The organism is Bradyrhizobium sp. KBS0727 (assembly GCF_005937885.2).
In the GTDB taxonomy this organism is placed as follows: Bacteria; Pseudomonadota; Alphaproteobacteria; order Rhizobiales; family Xanthobacteraceae; genus Bradyrhizobium.
Genome location: NZ_CP042176.1, coordinates 1,202,820 through 1,217,720 on the forward strand (window position 1 = coordinate 1,202,820; position 14,901 = coordinate 1,217,720).

Genomic DNA, 14,901 nt, shown 5'->3' on the forward strand with positions numbered 1-14,901 from the left:
CTAGCGGAATCGCCGGGCAGCCTTACTTGGACTTGGTCTTACCGTCCTTGTCGTATTGCGAGACGTAAGCCCAGAGATTGTTGATCTCGGTCTCGTTCTTGATGCCGGCGAAGGCCATCTTGGTACCGGGAATCTTGGCCTTCGGGTCCTTGATGTACTCCTTGAACTGGGCCTCGTTCCAGGTGATGCCGGAGTTCTTGTTGGCGTCCGAATAGGAATAGCCTTCCGCGGTGCCGGACTTGCGGCCGTCGAGCCCATTCAGTTCGGGGCCGACCTTGTTCTTGGCGCCGTCGCCGATGGCGTGGCAGGCCAGGCACTTGTTGAACGAGGCCTTGCCGGCCGCGAGGTCGGCGTCCTGCGCCAGCGCGCTCGACGCCGCGGCGGTCATGGAGGTTAGGGCAATCAGCGCGCTCAAGGTCAGTTTGATCATGGGGTGCTCTTCGTCTTCGGTGGGATGACTGTAGCTGCGATTTGCTTGTGGCATGGCCGGCTTCGACAGGACAAGTCATGAAACCTTGACAGGTTTCATGACGGTGGACTTGCCCCAGAGAGAACTCATCGTCGCGACGGAGGCAATCCGACCTTGGTGGCCTACCCAAGCCTGCTCAGACGTGCTTGATTTAGCATCATAAATCGATAATCCGTGGGCTTGGAATCCAACGGCTTGGAATCGAGCGACCTGGAGGAATACGCGTGGCCATCATGATGCCGGCTTCCGATCAGGCGGTTCTGGATCGGCGCGACGCCATCGTCGCCGCCTTGCGTGCGATCGTGCCGGGCGAGGGCGTGATCGATACGCCTGCCGAAATGCTCCCCTACGAGTCCGACGGGCTGATGGCGTACCGCCAGCCGCCGATGGTCGTGGTGCTGCCCGACACCACCGAACAGGTCTCGAAAGTCCTGAAATACTGCTCCGAACAGGGCATCAAGGTGGTGCCGCGCGGCTCCGGCACGTCGCTGTCCGGCGGCGCGCTGCCGCTGGCCGACGGCGTGCTGCTGGGCCTGGGCAAGTTCAAGCGCATCCGCGAGATCGATTTCGACAACCGCGTCGTGGTCACCGAGCCCGGCGTCACCAATCTCGCCATCAGCCAGGCGGTGGCGCATGCCGGCTTCTACTATGCGCCGGATCCGTCGTCGCAGATCGCCTGCTCGATCGGCGGCAACGTCGCGGAAAACTCCGGCGGGGTGCATTGCCTGAAATACGGCATGACCACCAACAACGTGCTCGGTTGCGAAATCGTGCTGATGTCGGGCGAAATCCTGAAAATCGGCGGCAAGTCGGCGGAAAATGCCGGCTATGACTTGATGGGGATTATCACCGGCTCCGAAGGCCTGCTCGGCGTCATCACCGAGATCACGGTGCGGATCCTGCAAAAGCCCGAGACCGCCCGCGCGCTGATGGTCGGTTTCGCCGAGGTCGAGGCCGCCGGCGAATGCGTGGCCCGCATCATCGGCGCCGGCATCATTCCGGGCGGCATGGAGATGATGGACAAGCCCGCGATCCACGCCGCCGAAGCCTTCGTCCACGCCGGCTACCCGCTCGATGTCGAGGCGCTCCTGATCATCGAGCTCGATGGGCCGAGCGTCGAAGTCGACGAACTGATCCGCCGCGTCGAGGCGATCGCGCAGGGCTGCGGCTCGACCACCTGCCAGATTTCCACGTCCGAGACCGAGCGCAACCTGTTCTGGGCCGGCCGCAAGGCGGCGTTTCCGGCGGTGGGCCGGATTTCGCCGGACTATCTCTGCATGGACGGCACCATTCCGCGCGGCGCGCTGCCCAAGGCGCTGGCGCGTATTCGCGAGCTGTCGGAAAAATACGGTCTCGGCGTCGCCAACGTGTTTCACGCCGGCGACGGCAATCTGCACCCGCTGATCCTGTACGACGCCAACAGGCCCGGCGAGATGGAGAAGGCGGAAGCTTTCGGCGCCGACATTCTGCGCTGCTGCGTCGAACTCGGCGGCGTGCTCACCGGCGAACATGGCGTCGGCATCGAGAAGCGCGACCTGATGCCGGAAATGTTCACCGAGATCGATCTCAACCAGCAGCAGCGGCTGAAATGCGCGTTCGACGCCGACGGCCTGCTCAATCCCGGCAAGGTGTTTCCGACGCTGCACCGTTGCGCCGAGCTCGGCCGCGTCCATGTGCACGGCGGCAAGCTGGCGTTTCCCGAACTTCCGCGGTTTTGATCGTGTGCGTCATCCATTTTCCAGTCGTCATACCCCGCGCAGGCGGGGTATCCAGTATTCCGCGCTGCCGATTTTTCTCATCGACAGCAGCGAATACTGGATCGCCCGCTCCAGTGCGCGATGCGCACAAGGCGGACGATGACAGCAACGAGCAGATGTAATCGCGTGGACACTCTCAAGGTACGTGACGCCAAAGACGTCGAACAGGTGGTGCGGGCGGCGATCGCCAGCGAGCAGCCGCTCGAGATCACCGGTCATGGCACCCGGCGCCAGATCGGCCAGCCGATGGCGACCAATGCGCTGCTCGACCTGTCCGCGCTGAATGCGGTCTCCGCCTACGAGCCGAACGAACTGATCATCACGGTGCAGGCCGGCGCCCCGCTCGCCGACGTGCAGTCGCTGATCGATTCCAAGAACCAGCAATTCGCGTTCGAGCCGATCGACACCTCGCTGCTGCTCGGCATGTCCGGCAACGGCACCATCGGCGGCATGATCGGCGCGGGCCTCGCCGGTCCCCGCCGCATCAAGGCCGGCGGCGCCCGCGATCACCTCCTGGGCGCGCATGCGGTGTCCGGCTTCGGCGACAGCTTCAAGACCGGGGGCAGGGTGGTGAAGAACGTCACCGGCTACGATCTCTGCAAATTGCTGACGGGGTCGTGGGGCACGCTGGCGGTGATGACCGAAGTGACGTTGAAAGTGATGCCGAAGCCCGAAAGCGAGCGGACGCTGATGCTGCGCGCGCTCGACGACCTGACCGCGAACCGGGCGATGACGGCGGCGCTCGGCTCGCCCTTCGACGTCTCGGGCGCGGCGCATCTGCCGAATTCGGTGTTCCGGCCGGCCGAAGGCATGCTGGCGGAGCTGGGGTCTCAGGGCCAGGCGGTCACGCTGATCCGGCTGGAAGGCATTGCGGCCTCGGTCGCGGATCGCGCCGGTTCACTGTCCAAAGCACTCGCGCCGTTTGGGGCGGTGGAGATTTTGCAGGATGCGGCCTCCGTCGCGGCCTGGCGTGCGATCCGCGATATCGAGCCGTTCGCGGCGCGCGGCTCGCTCGGCGCCTGGCCGGTGTGGCGGATCGTCTGTCCGCCGGCCGCCGGCGGCGCCCTTGGCCAGGCGCTGGCGCGCGATAGCGGGGGCGACGTGATCTATGACTGGGGCGGCGGCCTGATCTGGGCGGCGTTGCCGCCCAGGCCGGACGCGCAGGCGGCGTTGGTGCGCCAGCGCGTCGAGGCCGCCGGCGGCCACGCCATGCTGGTCCGGGCCTCCGAACCGGTACGGCGCAACGTCGATGTGTTCCATCCGCAACCGGGCGGTCTCGCGTCGTTGAGCGAACGGGTGCGGCACAGCTTCGATCCCAAGACCATTCTCAACCGCGGCCGGCTGACGCGGGGATCTGCGACATGAAAACCGAATTCTCACTCGCCCAACTCGCCGACCCCGATATCGCCGAAGCCGACAAGATCCTGCGCGCCTGCGTGCATTGCGGCTTCTGCACCGCGACCTGTCCGACCTATGTGCTGCTCGGCGACGAACTCGATAGCCCGCGCGGCCGGATCTACCTGATCAAGGAGATGCTGGAGAAGGACAAGCCGCCGACGCCGGAAGTGGTCAAGCACATCGACCGCTGCCTTTCCTGCCTGGCTTGCATGACCACCTGTCCGTCGGGGGTGAACTACATGCACCTGGTCGACCAGGCGCGGGTCCGGATCGAGCGGGATTTCTCCAGGCCGCTGCCGGAGCGGATCCTGCGCGCGGTGCTGGCCTTCGTGCTGCCGCGGCCAAAGCTGTTTCGCGCCAGCATGATCCTGGCGCGGCTTGGCCGGCCGTTCGTCGCTCTGTTGCCGGCGCCGAAGCCTGCGGCGACCCCCTCGCTACTGCGGCGGATCAAGGCGATGCTGGCGCTGGCGCCGAACCGTCTGCCGGCGCCGGGACCGTCAGGCGGAAGCGTTTTTCCGGCCATCGGCGACAAGCGGGGGCGGGTCGCGCTGCTGCAGGGTTGCGCCCAGCAGGTGCTGGCGCCGCGGATCAACCAGGCCGCCATCAACCTCTTGACGCGCCATGGCATCGAGGTCGTGCTGGTCAAGGACGAGCAATGCTGCGGCGCGCTCACCCATCACCTCGGGCAGGACGGCGATGCGCTGGCGCGAGCCCGCGGCAACGTCAGCGTGTGGCGAAGGGAAGCGGAGCAAGGCGGCCTCGACGCTATCCTGGTGACCGCCTCCGGCTGCGGGACCGTCATCAAGGACTACGGTTTCATGCTGCGCGAGGACCGCGAATTCGCCGGCCCCGCCGCGCAAATATCCGCTCTCGCAAAGGATATCACCGAGTATCTCGGCGGCCTCGATCTCCATCCGTCGACACAGCGGGGCGACGTAACGATCGCCTATCACTCGGCTTGTTCGCTGCAGCACGGACAGAAAATCACGCAGCTTCCGAAAGATTTGCTTTCCAAGAATGGATTCGTGGTGAAAGATGTACCCGAGAGCCATTTGTGTTGCGGTTCGGCGGGGACCTACAACATTCTCCAGCCCGACATTGCGAGCAGGTTGCGCGATCGAAAGGTCGCCAATATTGCGACAGTCAAACCGGACATGATCGCTGCGGGCAATATTGGGTGCATGGTTCAAATTGCCGGCGGTACGTCAGTTCCTGTGGTGCACACCATTGAGCTTCTCGATTGGGCGACAGGAGGTCCCAAACCTGAATTGAGAGAGACCCGGAATTGAACTGATCGAGATCGAACTGATCGATCGGCCCCGACCGTGTCCGGAAAAAGCAGGCACCGGTTTTCCGAAACGATCATGCTTCTTGCTCAGACGATCTGGCTCAGACGATCCAACTCGCAACGATCCAACTTGATGGACTATTCGAAGCGCGCGACGACTGCACGACGACAGGACTCATGGACCAGCGGCAACAGGAGGACCACGATGGCAAAGGCGAAGAAGAGCAAGAAAAGCAAGAAGGCTAAAAAGGCCAAGAAGGCCGTAACGGCGAAGAAGAAATCTGCGAAGAAATCGTCGAAAAAGACCGCCAGGAAATCGGCGAAGAAGGCCAAAAAGGCTGCCAAGAAAACAGCCAAGAAGGCCGTGAAGAAATCCGCCAAGAAAGCGGCCAAGAAAGCAGCGCCGAAAAAGGCCGCCAAGAAGAGCCCGGCAAAGAAAAAGAAGGCGGCGGCCCCCAAGCCGGCGGCAGCCCCTAAGGCGGCTGCCCCAAAGCCAGTAGCAGCCCCGGCTCCGGCGCCCGCACCGGAGCCCGCGCCCGCTCCGAGCTGGGCTACCCCGGAACCGTCAACCCCGTCATGGGGATCGTCCAACGGGGGCGACCAGCACTAGAGCGCTGCCAGCGACACTCCGCTCGAAGGGCCGCAGCATCGCTGCGGCCCTTTTGGCTTGAGGGCTTTTCCCGGGCGTGACCCCGGATTTCTACGGGTGATTGATTCGCGGAAGTCGCTGTCCCACAGCCGTCGGCTCCGCTGTCTCTCCGGTTCAAACGCATTTTTGAACCGCTGGAAAACGGCCGAAATTGTGCTCGGAATGCAACACCCGCCGACAACATTTCTTGAAACGGTCCAAACGCCTAAAAAGGCGGCACATGCTTGACTTTTTGGCTTCACGGTTCCGACGCCGCGTACCAGATTGCAATCACGTTAAGGAATTTGGTTGCAGTCGGTTATCGCATGCCCCGGGGGGCGCCGGAACGGGACTGTCTTAGAAGGTGATGGGGATCGTCATGAAGAAAGTCGTCTTGTTGGCAACGGCGCTGGCAATGGTTTCGGGTTCGGCTCTCGCTGCGGATATGGCCGTCAAGGCCGTGAAGGCTCCGCCGCCTGTTGCATTCGATCCCTGGGATATCGCCTTCGGCAGCGCGATCATGAACGACTACATCTTCCGTGGCGTTACCCAGTCCAACCACAAGCCTTCGGTCGCCGCCTATTTCGAGCCGCGCTACAACATTAACAAGGACGTCCAGCTCTACATCGGCGCCGCCGGCGAGAGCATCTCCTTCCCGAACCGCGCGGCTGCGGAAATCGACATCTACGGCGGTATCCGCCCGACCATCGGCATGTTCGCCTTCGACTTCGGTGTCTGGGGTTACCTGTATCCGGGCGGAACCTGCTACAACGCCGCTGCGTTCCCCGGCTCGGGCATTCCCGGCTCGGAAGCGGGCTGCGTTCAGAACGCCGACGCGATCACCGGCGGCCTGCCGATCAACGGCAACGTCGCCAAGAAGAGCGCCAGCTTTTATGAAGGCTATGCCAAGGTCAACGTCACCCTCAACGACCAGTTCGCAGTCGGCCTGAACGAGTACTATTCACCGAACTTCCTCAACCTCGGCGCCTGGGGCAACTACGCTTCGATCACCGGCAAGTGGACCGCGCCCAGCACCACCTTCGGCTCTTCCGGCGTCGGCATGTACATCTCGGGCGAGTTCGGCCGTCAGTGGCTCGGAACTTCCGATGCCTTCTACGGCGTCGCCCAGCTGCCGGGTGGCCCCAACTACACCCGTGGCATTCCTGAGCCGAGCTACAACACCTGGAACGTCGGCATCGGCTTCACCTACAAGGTGTTCACGCTGGACCTGCGCTACTCCGACACCAACCTCTCGAAGGGTGCCTGCAACGCCTTCACCAGCGACTACACCGCCAAGATTGCAACGGCTGGCAGCGTTTCCGCGATCAACCCGGGTGGCTTCGAATCCAACTGGTGCGGCGCGGCCGGCATCGTCAAGCTCTCGGCTGACCTGACTGCGGTCACCAACCTGAAATAAGATCTTCCTGTCGAAGACTAGGGGGGCGGCAGAGCAATCTGCCGCCCCCTTTCTTTTATGTGGGGGCCGGATGCAACGAGGCTGGCGGCGCGTGCTGGACGGGGCGATTTCCCGCAACGATCATCGCAATTGGCTGGCGGGGGCGGTCGCCGGCCTCGGCGGCGCGATCGCGATCGGCGCCATGGAATGGCTCTCGGTGGCGGCGCATTACCCGCTGGCCGTGATTCCGTTCGCGACCTCCATCGTACTGGTGATCGGATCGCCCGATGTCGCGCCGGCGCAGCCGCGCGCCGTGATCGGCGGCCATCTCGTGACGGCGCTGGTCGGCTTTGTTGTTCTGAAATTGACCGGGCCCCAGGGCTGGGCGGCGGCCGCCGCCGTCGGGCTGTCGATCGTCGCGATGTACATCACCGGGACTTTCCACCCGCCGGCAGGCATCAACCCGTTGCTGGTGGTGTCGGGCAATCTGCCGGCGACGTTTCTGCTCGCGCCGGTGCTGGCCGGCGCGGTGCTTCTGACCGCCTTCGCCTTTGTCTGGCACCGCTGGGTGCGGCGCCAGAACTGGCCGCAGCGCTGGGTGTAAGATTGGGTTCAGCGCTACCCAACTATCAGGCCGGCTTACCGTCCCGCAACGCGAAGCGATCGCCGTCGCGAACCATGCTGATATTGCGTTGATGGAAGGCGTCCAGCGTCGAGCGGTGGCCGATCGAGACGATGGTGGTCTGAGGCAGTTTCTCCGCCAGCAGCTTGTACAACGCCGCTTCCGAGGGCTCGTCGAGCGAAGCGGTTGCTTCATCGAGAAACAGATAGTCCGGCGCATGCAACAGCGCACGCGCCAATCCGAGGCGTTGCTGTTCGCCGAGCGAGAGCATCCGGTTCCAGTGCCCTTCCTCTTCAAGCCGCGCGGCGAGATTCGGCAACCCCACCAGCACAAGTGCGTCCGTGAGCTGATCGGCACTGAACCGTTCGATTTCACCAGGATAGGCGATCGCCCCGTGCAGCGTTCCGATCGGGAAATACGGCCGCTGCGGCAGCATCATCACCGAGGCATCTCCGGGTATGGCGACCGAACCGGTGCCGAACGGCCAGATGCCGGCGATGGCGCGGAACAGCGTCGATTTGCCGGAGCCCGATGGGCCGGTCAGCAGCGTGCGCTCGCCGCTCCGAAGGCTGAGGCCGTTGGCCGAGACCATCGGCGAGCCGTTGGGTAGCTGCACCTCGAGCCCGCGCAGGTCGATCGCCTTGCCGCCGCCCGACGAATCCACGGCGATCGCGGTGGTGCCGTCCGCAAACGCGGCCGCGCGGGCGATCGACGTTTCGAATCCGTCGAGACGGGCGACAATGGCGCGCCAGTCCGCCAGCGACCGATAGATGGTGACGAAGACCGACAGCGACTTTTGCACACTGCCGAAAGCGGAAGCTGTCTGCGTCATGCCGCCGAGCTGGATTTTCTTGGCGAAGTAGGCCGGTGCCACCAGGATGTAGGGAAAGATCACCGCGGCCTGCGAATAGCTCGCGGTGAACGCGGTCAGCCGTTTGGTCCGGCTCATGATGCCGTACCAGTTTTCCACCACGTTGTTGAAGCGATGCCAAAGCTGCTGGCGCTCCGCGCTCTCGCCTTTCAACAGCGCGATCTGCTCGGAATTTTCGCGCGCGCGCACCAGGTTGAAGCGGAAGTCGGCCTCGTAGCGCTGCTGCTGGAAGTCGAGCTGGACCAGCGGCGAACCGATCCACTGGGTCAGCGCCGTTCCGAAGATCGCGTAGATCAGCGCGCCCCACACCATATAGCCGGGGATGTCGAAGTCCTTGCCGAACAGATGCAGCGGTGCTGCCGCCGACAGGCCCCACAGGATGAGGACAAAGGAGAATAACGTCACCACCGAGTTCAGGAGGTTCAGGCCGATGTCCAGCGTCCGCTCGACGAACAGCTTGACGTCATCGGCGATGCGCTGGTCCGGGTTATCGGCGGTGTCGCCCTGCAGCTGCATGCGATAATGATTGGCGCTGTGCAGCCATTCGCCGAGATAATGCCTGGTCAGCCATCGCCGCCAGCGGATCTGCAGCCACTGATTAAGGTAGAGCTGGTAGACGGCCAGCGCGATGAAGCAGGCCGCCAGCAAACAAAACACGCCGATCTCCCGGACGAAGACGTCCGAGTTGTACTCCTGAAGCGCGTTGAAGAAGCGGTTGCTCCACTGGTTCAGGAGCACGTCGATCGCGACCAGCGCCAGTTCGATCGAGATCACCGCGGCGAGCAGGCCGCGGCCGGCCCATTTGTCCTCGGAACGGAAGTAGGGAGTGGCGATGCGCCACACGGACGCGAGCGTCGAGCGGATGTTGTTCACAGATTTACCGTCTCCGGAGGGTGACCTTCAAAGGCCTGAAAAATCGGGATAATCAGCGGTGAAGCTAGACTAAAGTCGTAGGTTTCATGTGCAGCGTCATCTTGTCCCGGTGTTCGAGTCAACCCTAGCATGCCCGCAATGGCGAGGGGCGGGGGGCCCTCTTACTTCGCGAGCTTGTGAGCGATTTTGGCGGTGCCCAATTCGCAGGCGATCTTGCACCATTTCCCAGGGGACTCCCGCGATCACGTCGTAGCGTTTTCGAGCGAAGTGGTCACCGGTTCGCGCCAAGAAAACGCGTCAAAACAAAGAGCAGAGCCCGGTCCTGATGCAATCAGAACCGATAAGGCTCTGAGACGCGCCTGACCGTTCACGCAGGCGGGCGCGTCGCATAATAGCGTGGGGGAGGATCCGCTTATGTGGAATCAAATCTACAATCCGCTCGGCAACGCCGCGTTGTCGACCGTCGCCGCCGCAATTCCGGTGGTCTTGCTGCTGGTGCTGATCGCGAGCGGCAAGGTCAAGGCGCATATCGCGGCCATCATCGCGCTGGTTGTCGCCAACATCATCGCGATTGCGATCTTCACCATGCCCGCGGGCATGTCGATCCGGGCCTCGCTGCTCGGCGTGGTGTCCGGGTTCTTTCCGATCGGCTGGATCGTGCTGAACGTCATCTTCCTCTATCAGGTCACGGTCTCGACCGGCCGCTTCGAACTGTTGAAGCGCGCGGTCGGCGGCGTCACCGAGGACCGGCGGCTGCAGCTCCTGCTGATCGCGTTTTCGTTCGGCGCGTTCTTCGAAGGTGCTTCGGGCTTCGGCACCCCGGTCGCGATCACGGGCTCGATCCTGCTCGGCCTCGGCTTCTCGCCACTCGCCGCGTCCGGCCTGTCGCTGATCGCCAATACCGCGCCCGTCGCCTACGGCGCGCTCGGCACGCCGATCGCGGGCCTCGCCCAGGTCACCGGTCTCGACCCCTATATCCTCGGCGCCATGGTCGGCCGGCAGTTGCCGCTGTTCTCGCTGATCGTGCCGTTCTGGGTGGTGTGCGCGTTCGCCGGCTGGCGGGGCATGAAGGACGTCTGGCCGGCCATTCTGGTCACCGGCGTATCCTTTGCCGTCCCGCAATTCGTGATCTCGAACTACATCAATCCCTGGATCGTCGACATCGGCGCCTCGCTGATTTCGATGGGCTGCCTGATCCTGTTCCTGAAAGTCTGGCAGCCGAGGCAGCTCTGGCTGTCGCCGGCCTTGCGCGGCACCGACGAGTCGGCCGCGACCATGACGACGCCGAAGCCGCTCGACAAGACGCCGCTGACCCAGCGCGAATTGTGGAACGCATTGCTGCCGTGGATCATCGTCTGCGTCGTGATGCTGATCTGGGGCAGTGGCTGGTTCAAGAACTGGGCCAATGCGATCTTCATCTGGAACTATCCGGTTCCCGAGCTGCACAACCTGATCAACTCGGTGCCGCCGGTGGCCGCCAAGCCGACGCCGCAAGGCGCGGTGTTCGGCTTCACCTATCTGTCCTTTACCGGAACCGGCATGCTGATCGCCGCGATCATCTCCGGTTTGCTGATGGGCGTCGGGCCCGCGAGGCTGATCGGTGAATACGGCCGCACCATCAAGTTGTGCGCGATCTCGCTGATCACGATCTCGGCGATGCTCGCGATCGGCACGCTGACGCGGCTCTCCGGCGTCGACGCCACGCTCGGTCTCGCCTTCGCGGCGACCGGGGTGCTCTATCCGTTCTTCGGCACGCTGCTCGGCTGGCTGGGCGTCGCGCTGACCGGATCGGACACGGCCTCCAACGTGTTGTTCGGCAACCTGCAGAAGATCACCTCCGAACAGCTCGGCCTGTCGCCAATCCTGATGAGCGCCGCCAACTCGTCGGGCGGCGTCATGGGCAAGATGATCGACGCGCAGTCGATCGTCGTCGCCTCGACCGCGACCAACTGGTACGGCCACGAAGGCTCGATCCTGCGTTACGTGTTCCTGCACTCGATCGTGCTGGCCTGCCTCGTCGGCCTGTTCGTGACGCTGCAGGCCTATGTATATCCGTTCACGCTGATGGTCCTGAAATAGGGCCGCCATCTCGGCGATGGCCAACGATCCCCGCGGCGGTGCCGCGGGGATTTTTGTTAGGCGCGGTATTTTTACCAGCCGGTGGTCAGGCAGGCGTTCGCAGTGAGAACCTTTCCCAAAGCGCGACAGGCGTTAAACGTCCGTTAATTTCCAGGACAGTATTATCGCGTAGTTGATCTATATTTTTTAGACGGCAGCTGCACCGAAGCAGCTTCATCCATATTGCGACAGCTCGGGCTCATTTTTTGGCCGCGGGCCTTTGGCGATGCTGATTTCGGTAGGGAATTGCGCGGATGGTCGAAACCCGAACTGCACCCCGCCACCGTGTCATGAAGCCTGCCAAAATTGAATATGGCGGCATCAAAACGCCTTGCACGATCCGAGACATATCGGTCACTGGCGCGGCGCTGGAAATTTCCGAATTGACCGGGATCGTCCCACCGGCGTTCAACTTGATCATGCCGGAGGATGGCTTGAAGCTGCCATGTCATGTGGTCTGGCGCAGGGAGTTTCGGATCGGTGTCGCGTTCGACTAGGCCGCGGTTGGAAAGCCGCCGTTTGATGAGACAAACCAAATCCTTCACGTCGGGAGGCTGAACAATGACGACATACGAAAGACGATCCGGAACAGACACGCGCGTGGCGATCGAGAAACAGTCGATTGGGGAGCGGCGATCCGGTATCGACAGACGAGCGGGCCGCGAGTCGACGAAGCAAATGCCGTCCAACGAGCAATTGCTGCTTTTTGTGCGGCGCTTGAGACGAACGATGCGCGATGAAAAAGGCCGGACCCATCTTGGAGTGGCAATCGGGGAGCAGGATTTTACGTTCTATCCCGAGGTCATCCGCCTCGTGGAATGGATCGAGGGCCTGACCAGTGCGGATTCTGAACAGTCGGCAGCGACCGCGCAGAAAATCACGTTGCGCAAGAACTGACGGCTTTTATTTGCATCTCGCCGCCGATTGTCGATTGCGGGGCCACGCCCTCTCGCATGATCAGGAGTTTTGAGTATACCCTAGCCAACTACATCGTTGTTCAATAGAACGGCGCGCAGTGTCGGGTGCTTCGGTATTTCGAGAGGCTTTATGCATTCATTCGCGCGTCTATTGAAGCAGGCTGGCGTCGCAACGCTGTTGCTGATGGCCGCCCCGAATTTCAGTCTCGCCCAGGCCGATGACGGCTTTCCGTTCGGCACCGAAATGACGCTCGATGTCGGGCGTCAGGCCGGGTCCAAGCGGATCCCGAATATCGAGATCGGCGACGCCGGCGAAGTCGTGCTCGAGCTCTGGTGCAAGGGCGGCAAGGGCCAGTTTTCGGTGGCGGGCAACACCGTGATTTTCGTCGCCGGCGCGATGGAGAACCGCAACTGTGCGCCGGATCTGGCGCAGGCGGATGACGAACTGATCGCGGCGCTGACGGACGCGGCGACCTGGAAACGACAGGGCGATTTCGTCTCGTTCGTCGGCGCAAAGACGCTGCGGTTTCGCATCAATACGAATTAGGCCTGAATCCCCAAATCCGGGAGGCCCAGGCCACATCCGCTCTGGTCGCTCCGGTGATTGCGATGCAATCGCCGTCAGCTCTGGTCGAGCTTGCCAATATGATGTTGGGCGTAGAGCTCAAGGCCGAGCCGGGCGACGAGGTCGATTTGGGTTTCAAGAAAATCGATGTGATGCTCCTCGTCGTGCGTCAGCTGCTCGAACAGGTCGCGCGTCACATAGTCTTTCACACCGTGGCAGTGGGTTGCCGCTTCCCGGTAAAGCGCCTGCGCTTCCATTTCCGCCTTTAGATCGCGATCAAGCACCTCCTTCACCGTCTTGCCAATAAGGAGGGATTCGAGGGTCTGCATGTTGGGGTTGCCATCGAGGAAGATGATCCGCTCGATCAGCTTGTCGGCATGCTGCATTTCCTCGATGGACTCCTTGCGCCATTGCTTTGCAAGCACCTTGTAGCCCCAATTGTCCAGCAGGCGATAGTGCAGCCAGTACTGGTTCACCGCGGTGAGTTCGTGGCGCAGCGCCTTGTTCAGGTAGTCGATAACTTTGGGATCACCTTTCATGGATCACTCCCTATCGCAGCGCTTCAAAATCGACCATGGGTGTTCTGCCGAGATTTACTCCTCTAGTGTAAATCCAACCCGTAGGGTGACCTGGTAGTGGCCAACAGAGCCATTTTCGATATGGCCTCTCGTTTGCACGACTTCGAACCATTTCATGTCGCGAATGGTCTTCGATGCGCGAGTCAAGGCATTCTGAATGGCGTCTTCGATGCCTTTTTCGGAAGATCCCACAAGCTCCAGGATCTTGTAGACGTGACCCTTCATTTCAGCAGCAACCGGCATGACGAACCTCCGTTGTGATGTCACTGGGGCAATCTGGAATCTGGACCTGTCTCCTTCTACCCGGAGTCTTAATCCGATCGCGCGCCAAGTCCAGCGCCGCCCTTGCGCTCCCCAGCCTTGGGTCCCCAGTCTTGGGTCCCCAGGCCTGCATCCCCGGGCCTGCATTCCCAGGCCTGCATTCCCATGGGTTGAACCGCGGATTGAACTGACTTAAGCGTCCGCGATGAACGAACCGACAAGCGGCGCAAAAACTTCCGTCCAAAAATCGGATACCACGCCGGGCCTGCTTGGGGTCGCGTGCGGTATCGGCGCGGCGCTGTTCTGGGCGCTCGGCTTCGTGGCGACACGGCACGGCCTGAAGGCGGGCTTCACGCCCGTCGACCTGCTGATGCATCGTTTCCTGTGGTCGGGTCTTGTATTCCTGCCGTTCGTTCTTCGCGCCGGTCTGCGCGATCTCTGCGGCATCGGCTGGGGCCGTGGTATGGCGCTGATGGTGCTGGGCGGACCGGTGATGTCGCTCATCAGTTATGCCGGCTTCCTGTTCGTGCCGCTGGGGCACGGCAGCGTGATCCAGCCGTCATGTGCGACGCTTGGCGGCTTGTTGTTCGCGGCATTCCTGCTTCACGAGCGCATCGCACCTTCGCGAATTGTCGGCGCGCTCGTCATTGTTGCCGGCCTAGGGGTGATCGGCAGCGAGTCGATCGCGCATATCGGGCTCGACGGCGTCCGCGGCGATTTGATCTTCGTGCTGACAGGCATGATGTTCGCGGGCTTCGGCACGCTGGTGCGCTACTGGCGCGTCTCGGCGGTGTCGGTCGCCGTCGTCATCAGCGTGTTGTCGCTGTTGCTGTTCCCGGCCTATGCGATATCGGGCGGATTGGGTCGCATCGCGGCGCTCGGTCTTCACGAGAATGCATTGCAGGCGGTGGCGCAAGGCATCCTGTCCGGGCCAGCGGCGATGTATCTGTTCACCGCCTCGATCCAGCATCTTGGCGCCGCCCGTGCCTCGATTTTCCCGGCGACAGTGCCCGCACTGACCCTGCTGTTCAGTTGGCTGCTGCTCGGTGAACCGCCGACCGCGCTGCAGATGGCGGGATTGGCGACCGTCTTGTTCGGGTTCTACCTGGCGCAGCGGCAAAGATAGGCCTTGTCGTGAACCTGGCGGTCATCCTGTTCGG

15 protein-coding genes are annotated in these 14,901 nt (G+C 62.6%); 10 read left to right on the plus strand and 5 right to left on the minus strand.

What is annotated here, in order from left to right; genetic code table 11:
* Positions 1-22: 22 nt before the first annotated feature.
* Positions 23-430 (minus strand): cytochrome c-550 CycA, encoded by a 408-nt coding sequence (cycA, locus tag FFI89_RS05645; protein ID WP_138833673.1) that lies wholly within the window; start codon positions 428-430, stop codon positions 23-25.
* A gap of 263 nt (positions 431-693) precedes the next feature.
* Between cycA and FFI89_RS05650 the strand changes: the two genes are divergently transcribed.
* The 3 genes from FFI89_RS05650 to glcF all read left to right on the plus strand — a co-directional run bounded on the left by FFI89_RS05650 (position 694) and on the right by glcF (position 4,913).
* Positions 694-2,187, plus strand: a complete 1,494-nt coding sequence (locus FFI89_RS05650) for an FAD-linked oxidase C-terminal domain-containing protein (protein WP_138833675.1) — start codon at positions 694-696, stop codon at positions 2,185-2,187.
* A 165-nt stretch (positions 2,188-2,352) separates the two neighbouring features.
* Positions 2,353-3,591: an FAD-binding protein gene (locus FFI89_RS05655; RefSeq protein WP_138833677.1), complete on the plus strand. Its 1,239-nt coding sequence runs from the start codon at positions 2,353-2,355 to the stop codon at positions 3,589-3,591.
* Positions 3,588-4,913: a glycolate oxidase subunit GlcF gene (glcF, locus tag FFI89_RS05660; RefSeq protein WP_138833679.1), complete on the plus strand. Its 1,326-nt coding sequence runs from the start codon at positions 3,588-3,590 to the stop codon at positions 4,911-4,913. The genes FFI89_RS05655 and glcF overlap by 4 nt, the downstream gene beginning before the upstream one ends.
* 137 nt (positions 4,914-5,050) lie before the next feature.
* On the opposite strand, the gene FFI89_RS34680 is transcribed toward glcF, so the two are convergent.
* Entirely contained in the window at positions 5,051-5,503 is a 453-nt protein-coding gene (locus FFI89_RS34680) for a hypothetical protein (protein WP_210249072.1), read from the minus strand.
* A gap of 416 nt (positions 5,504-5,919) precedes the next feature.
* Here FFI89_RS34680 and FFI89_RS05670 point away from each other — a divergent pair, with 416 nt between their 5' ends.
* Both FFI89_RS05670 and FFI89_RS05675 read left to right on the plus strand, forming a co-directional pair.
* Complete coding sequence (locus FFI89_RS05670; RefSeq protein WP_138833681.1) at positions 5,920-6,957, plus strand: TorF family putative porin; 1,038 nt, start codon at positions 5,920-5,922, stop codon at positions 6,955-6,957.
* A gap of 70 nt (positions 6,958-7,027) precedes the next feature.
* Positions 7,028-7,540: an HPP family protein gene (locus FFI89_RS05675; protein WP_138833683.1), complete on the plus strand. Its 513-nt coding sequence runs from the start codon at positions 7,028-7,030 to the stop codon at positions 7,538-7,540.
* Between the two features lie 25 nt (positions 7,541-7,565).
* On the opposite strand, the gene FFI89_RS05680 is transcribed toward FFI89_RS05675, so the two are convergent.
* On the minus strand, positions 7,566-9,302 hold the full coding sequence (locus FFI89_RS05680) for an ABC transporter ATP-binding protein/permease (protein WP_138833684.1): 1,737 nt from the start codon (positions 9,300-9,302) through the stop codon (positions 7,566-7,568).
* Positions 9,303-9,716: 414 nt separating this feature from the next.
* On the opposite strand from FFI89_RS05680, the gene FFI89_RS05685 reads away from it, so the two are divergent.
* The 4 genes from FFI89_RS05685 to FFI89_RS05700 all read left to right on the plus strand — a co-directional run bounded on the left by FFI89_RS05685 (position 9,717) and on the right by FFI89_RS05700 (position 12,884).
* The gene (locus FFI89_RS05685; RefSeq protein ID WP_138833686.1) at positions 9,717-11,381 is read left to right on the plus strand and encodes an L-lactate permease; all 1,665 of its coding nucleotides are present in this window, start codon (positions 9,717-9,719) and stop codon (positions 11,379-11,381) included.
* A gap of 293 nt (positions 11,382-11,674) precedes the next feature.
* Positions 11,675-11,917 (plus strand): PilZ domain-containing protein, encoded by a 243-nt coding sequence (locus FFI89_RS05690; protein ID WP_138833688.1) that lies wholly within the window; start codon positions 11,675-11,677, stop codon positions 11,915-11,917.
* A gap of 64 nt (positions 11,918-11,981) precedes the next feature.
* A complete protein-coding gene (locus FFI89_RS05695) occupies positions 11,982-12,317 on the plus strand; it encodes a hypothetical protein (RefSeq protein ID WP_138833690.1) in 336 nt (111 codons plus the stop codon).
* A gap of 150 nt (positions 12,318-12,467) precedes the next feature.
* Positions 12,468-12,884, plus strand: a complete 417-nt coding sequence (locus FFI89_RS05700) for an META domain-containing protein (protein WP_138833692.1) — start codon at positions 12,468-12,470, stop codon at positions 12,882-12,884.
* Positions 12,885-12,958: 74 nt separating this feature from the next.
* Here the strand turns inward: FFI89_RS05700 and bfr are convergent, their stop codons facing one another.
* The gene (bfr, locus tag FFI89_RS05705) at positions 12,959-13,441 is read right to left on the minus strand and encodes a bacterioferritin (protein ID WP_138833694.1); all 483 of its coding nucleotides are present in this window, start codon (positions 13,439-13,441) and stop codon (positions 12,959-12,961) included.
* Positions 13,442-13,495: 54 nt separating this feature from the next.
* Positions 13,496-13,705: a dodecin gene (locus tag FFI89_RS05710; protein ID WP_138836117.1), complete on the minus strand. Its 210-nt coding sequence runs from the start codon at positions 13,703-13,705 to the stop codon at positions 13,496-13,498.
* Positions 13,706-13,946: 241 nt separating this feature from the next.
* On the opposite strand from FFI89_RS05710, the gene FFI89_RS05715 reads away from it, so the two are divergent.
* Positions 13,947-14,867 (plus strand): DMT family transporter, encoded by a 921-nt coding sequence (locus FFI89_RS05715; protein WP_138833696.1) that lies wholly within the window; start codon positions 13,947-13,949, stop codon positions 14,865-14,867.
* Positions 14,868-14,901 lie beyond the last annotated feature (34 nt).

Excerpts from the sequence above, each read along its gene's own strand:
- cycA (WP_138833673.1), bottom strand. The coding sequence starts at position 430 with ATGATCAAACTGACCTTGAGCGCGCTGATTGCCCTAACCTCCATGACC.
- glcF (WP_138833679.1), top strand. The coding sequence starts at position 3,588 with ATGAAAACCGAATTCTCACTCGCCCAACTCGCCGACCCCGATATCGCC.
- FFI89_RS05670 (WP_138833681.1), top strand. The coding sequence starts at position 5,920 with ATGAAGAAAGTCGTCTTGTTGGCAACGGCGCTGGCAATGGTTTCGGGT.
- FFI89_RS05675 (WP_138833683.1), top strand. The coding sequence starts at position 7,028 with ATGCAACGAGGCTGGCGGCGCGTGCTGGACGGGGCGATTTCCCGCAAC.
- FFI89_RS05685 (WP_138833686.1), top strand. The coding sequence starts at position 9,717 with ATGTGGAATCAAATCTACAATCCGCTCGGCAACGCCGCGTTGTCGACC.
- FFI89_RS05690 (WP_138833688.1), top strand. The coding sequence starts at position 11,675 with ATGGTCGAAACCCGAACTGCACCCCGCCACCGTGTCATGAAGCCTGCC.
- FFI89_RS05695 (WP_138833690.1), top strand. The coding sequence starts at position 11,982 with ATGACGACATACGAAAGACGATCCGGAACAGACACGCGCGTGGCGATC.
- FFI89_RS05700 (WP_138833692.1), top strand. The coding sequence starts at position 12,468 with ATGCATTCATTCGCGCGTCTATTGAAGCAGGCTGGCGTCGCAACGCTG.
- bfr (WP_138833694.1), bottom strand. The coding sequence starts at position 13,441 with ATGAAAGGTGATCCCAAAGTTATCGACTACCTGAACAAGGCGCTGCGC.
- FFI89_RS05710 (WP_138836117.1), bottom strand. The coding sequence starts at position 13,705 with ATGAAGGGTCACGTCTACAAGATCCTGGAGCTTGTGGGATCTTCCGAA.
- FFI89_RS05715 (WP_138833696.1), top strand. The coding sequence starts at position 13,947 with ATGAACGAACCGACAAGCGGCGCAAAAACTTCCGTCCAAAAATCGGAT.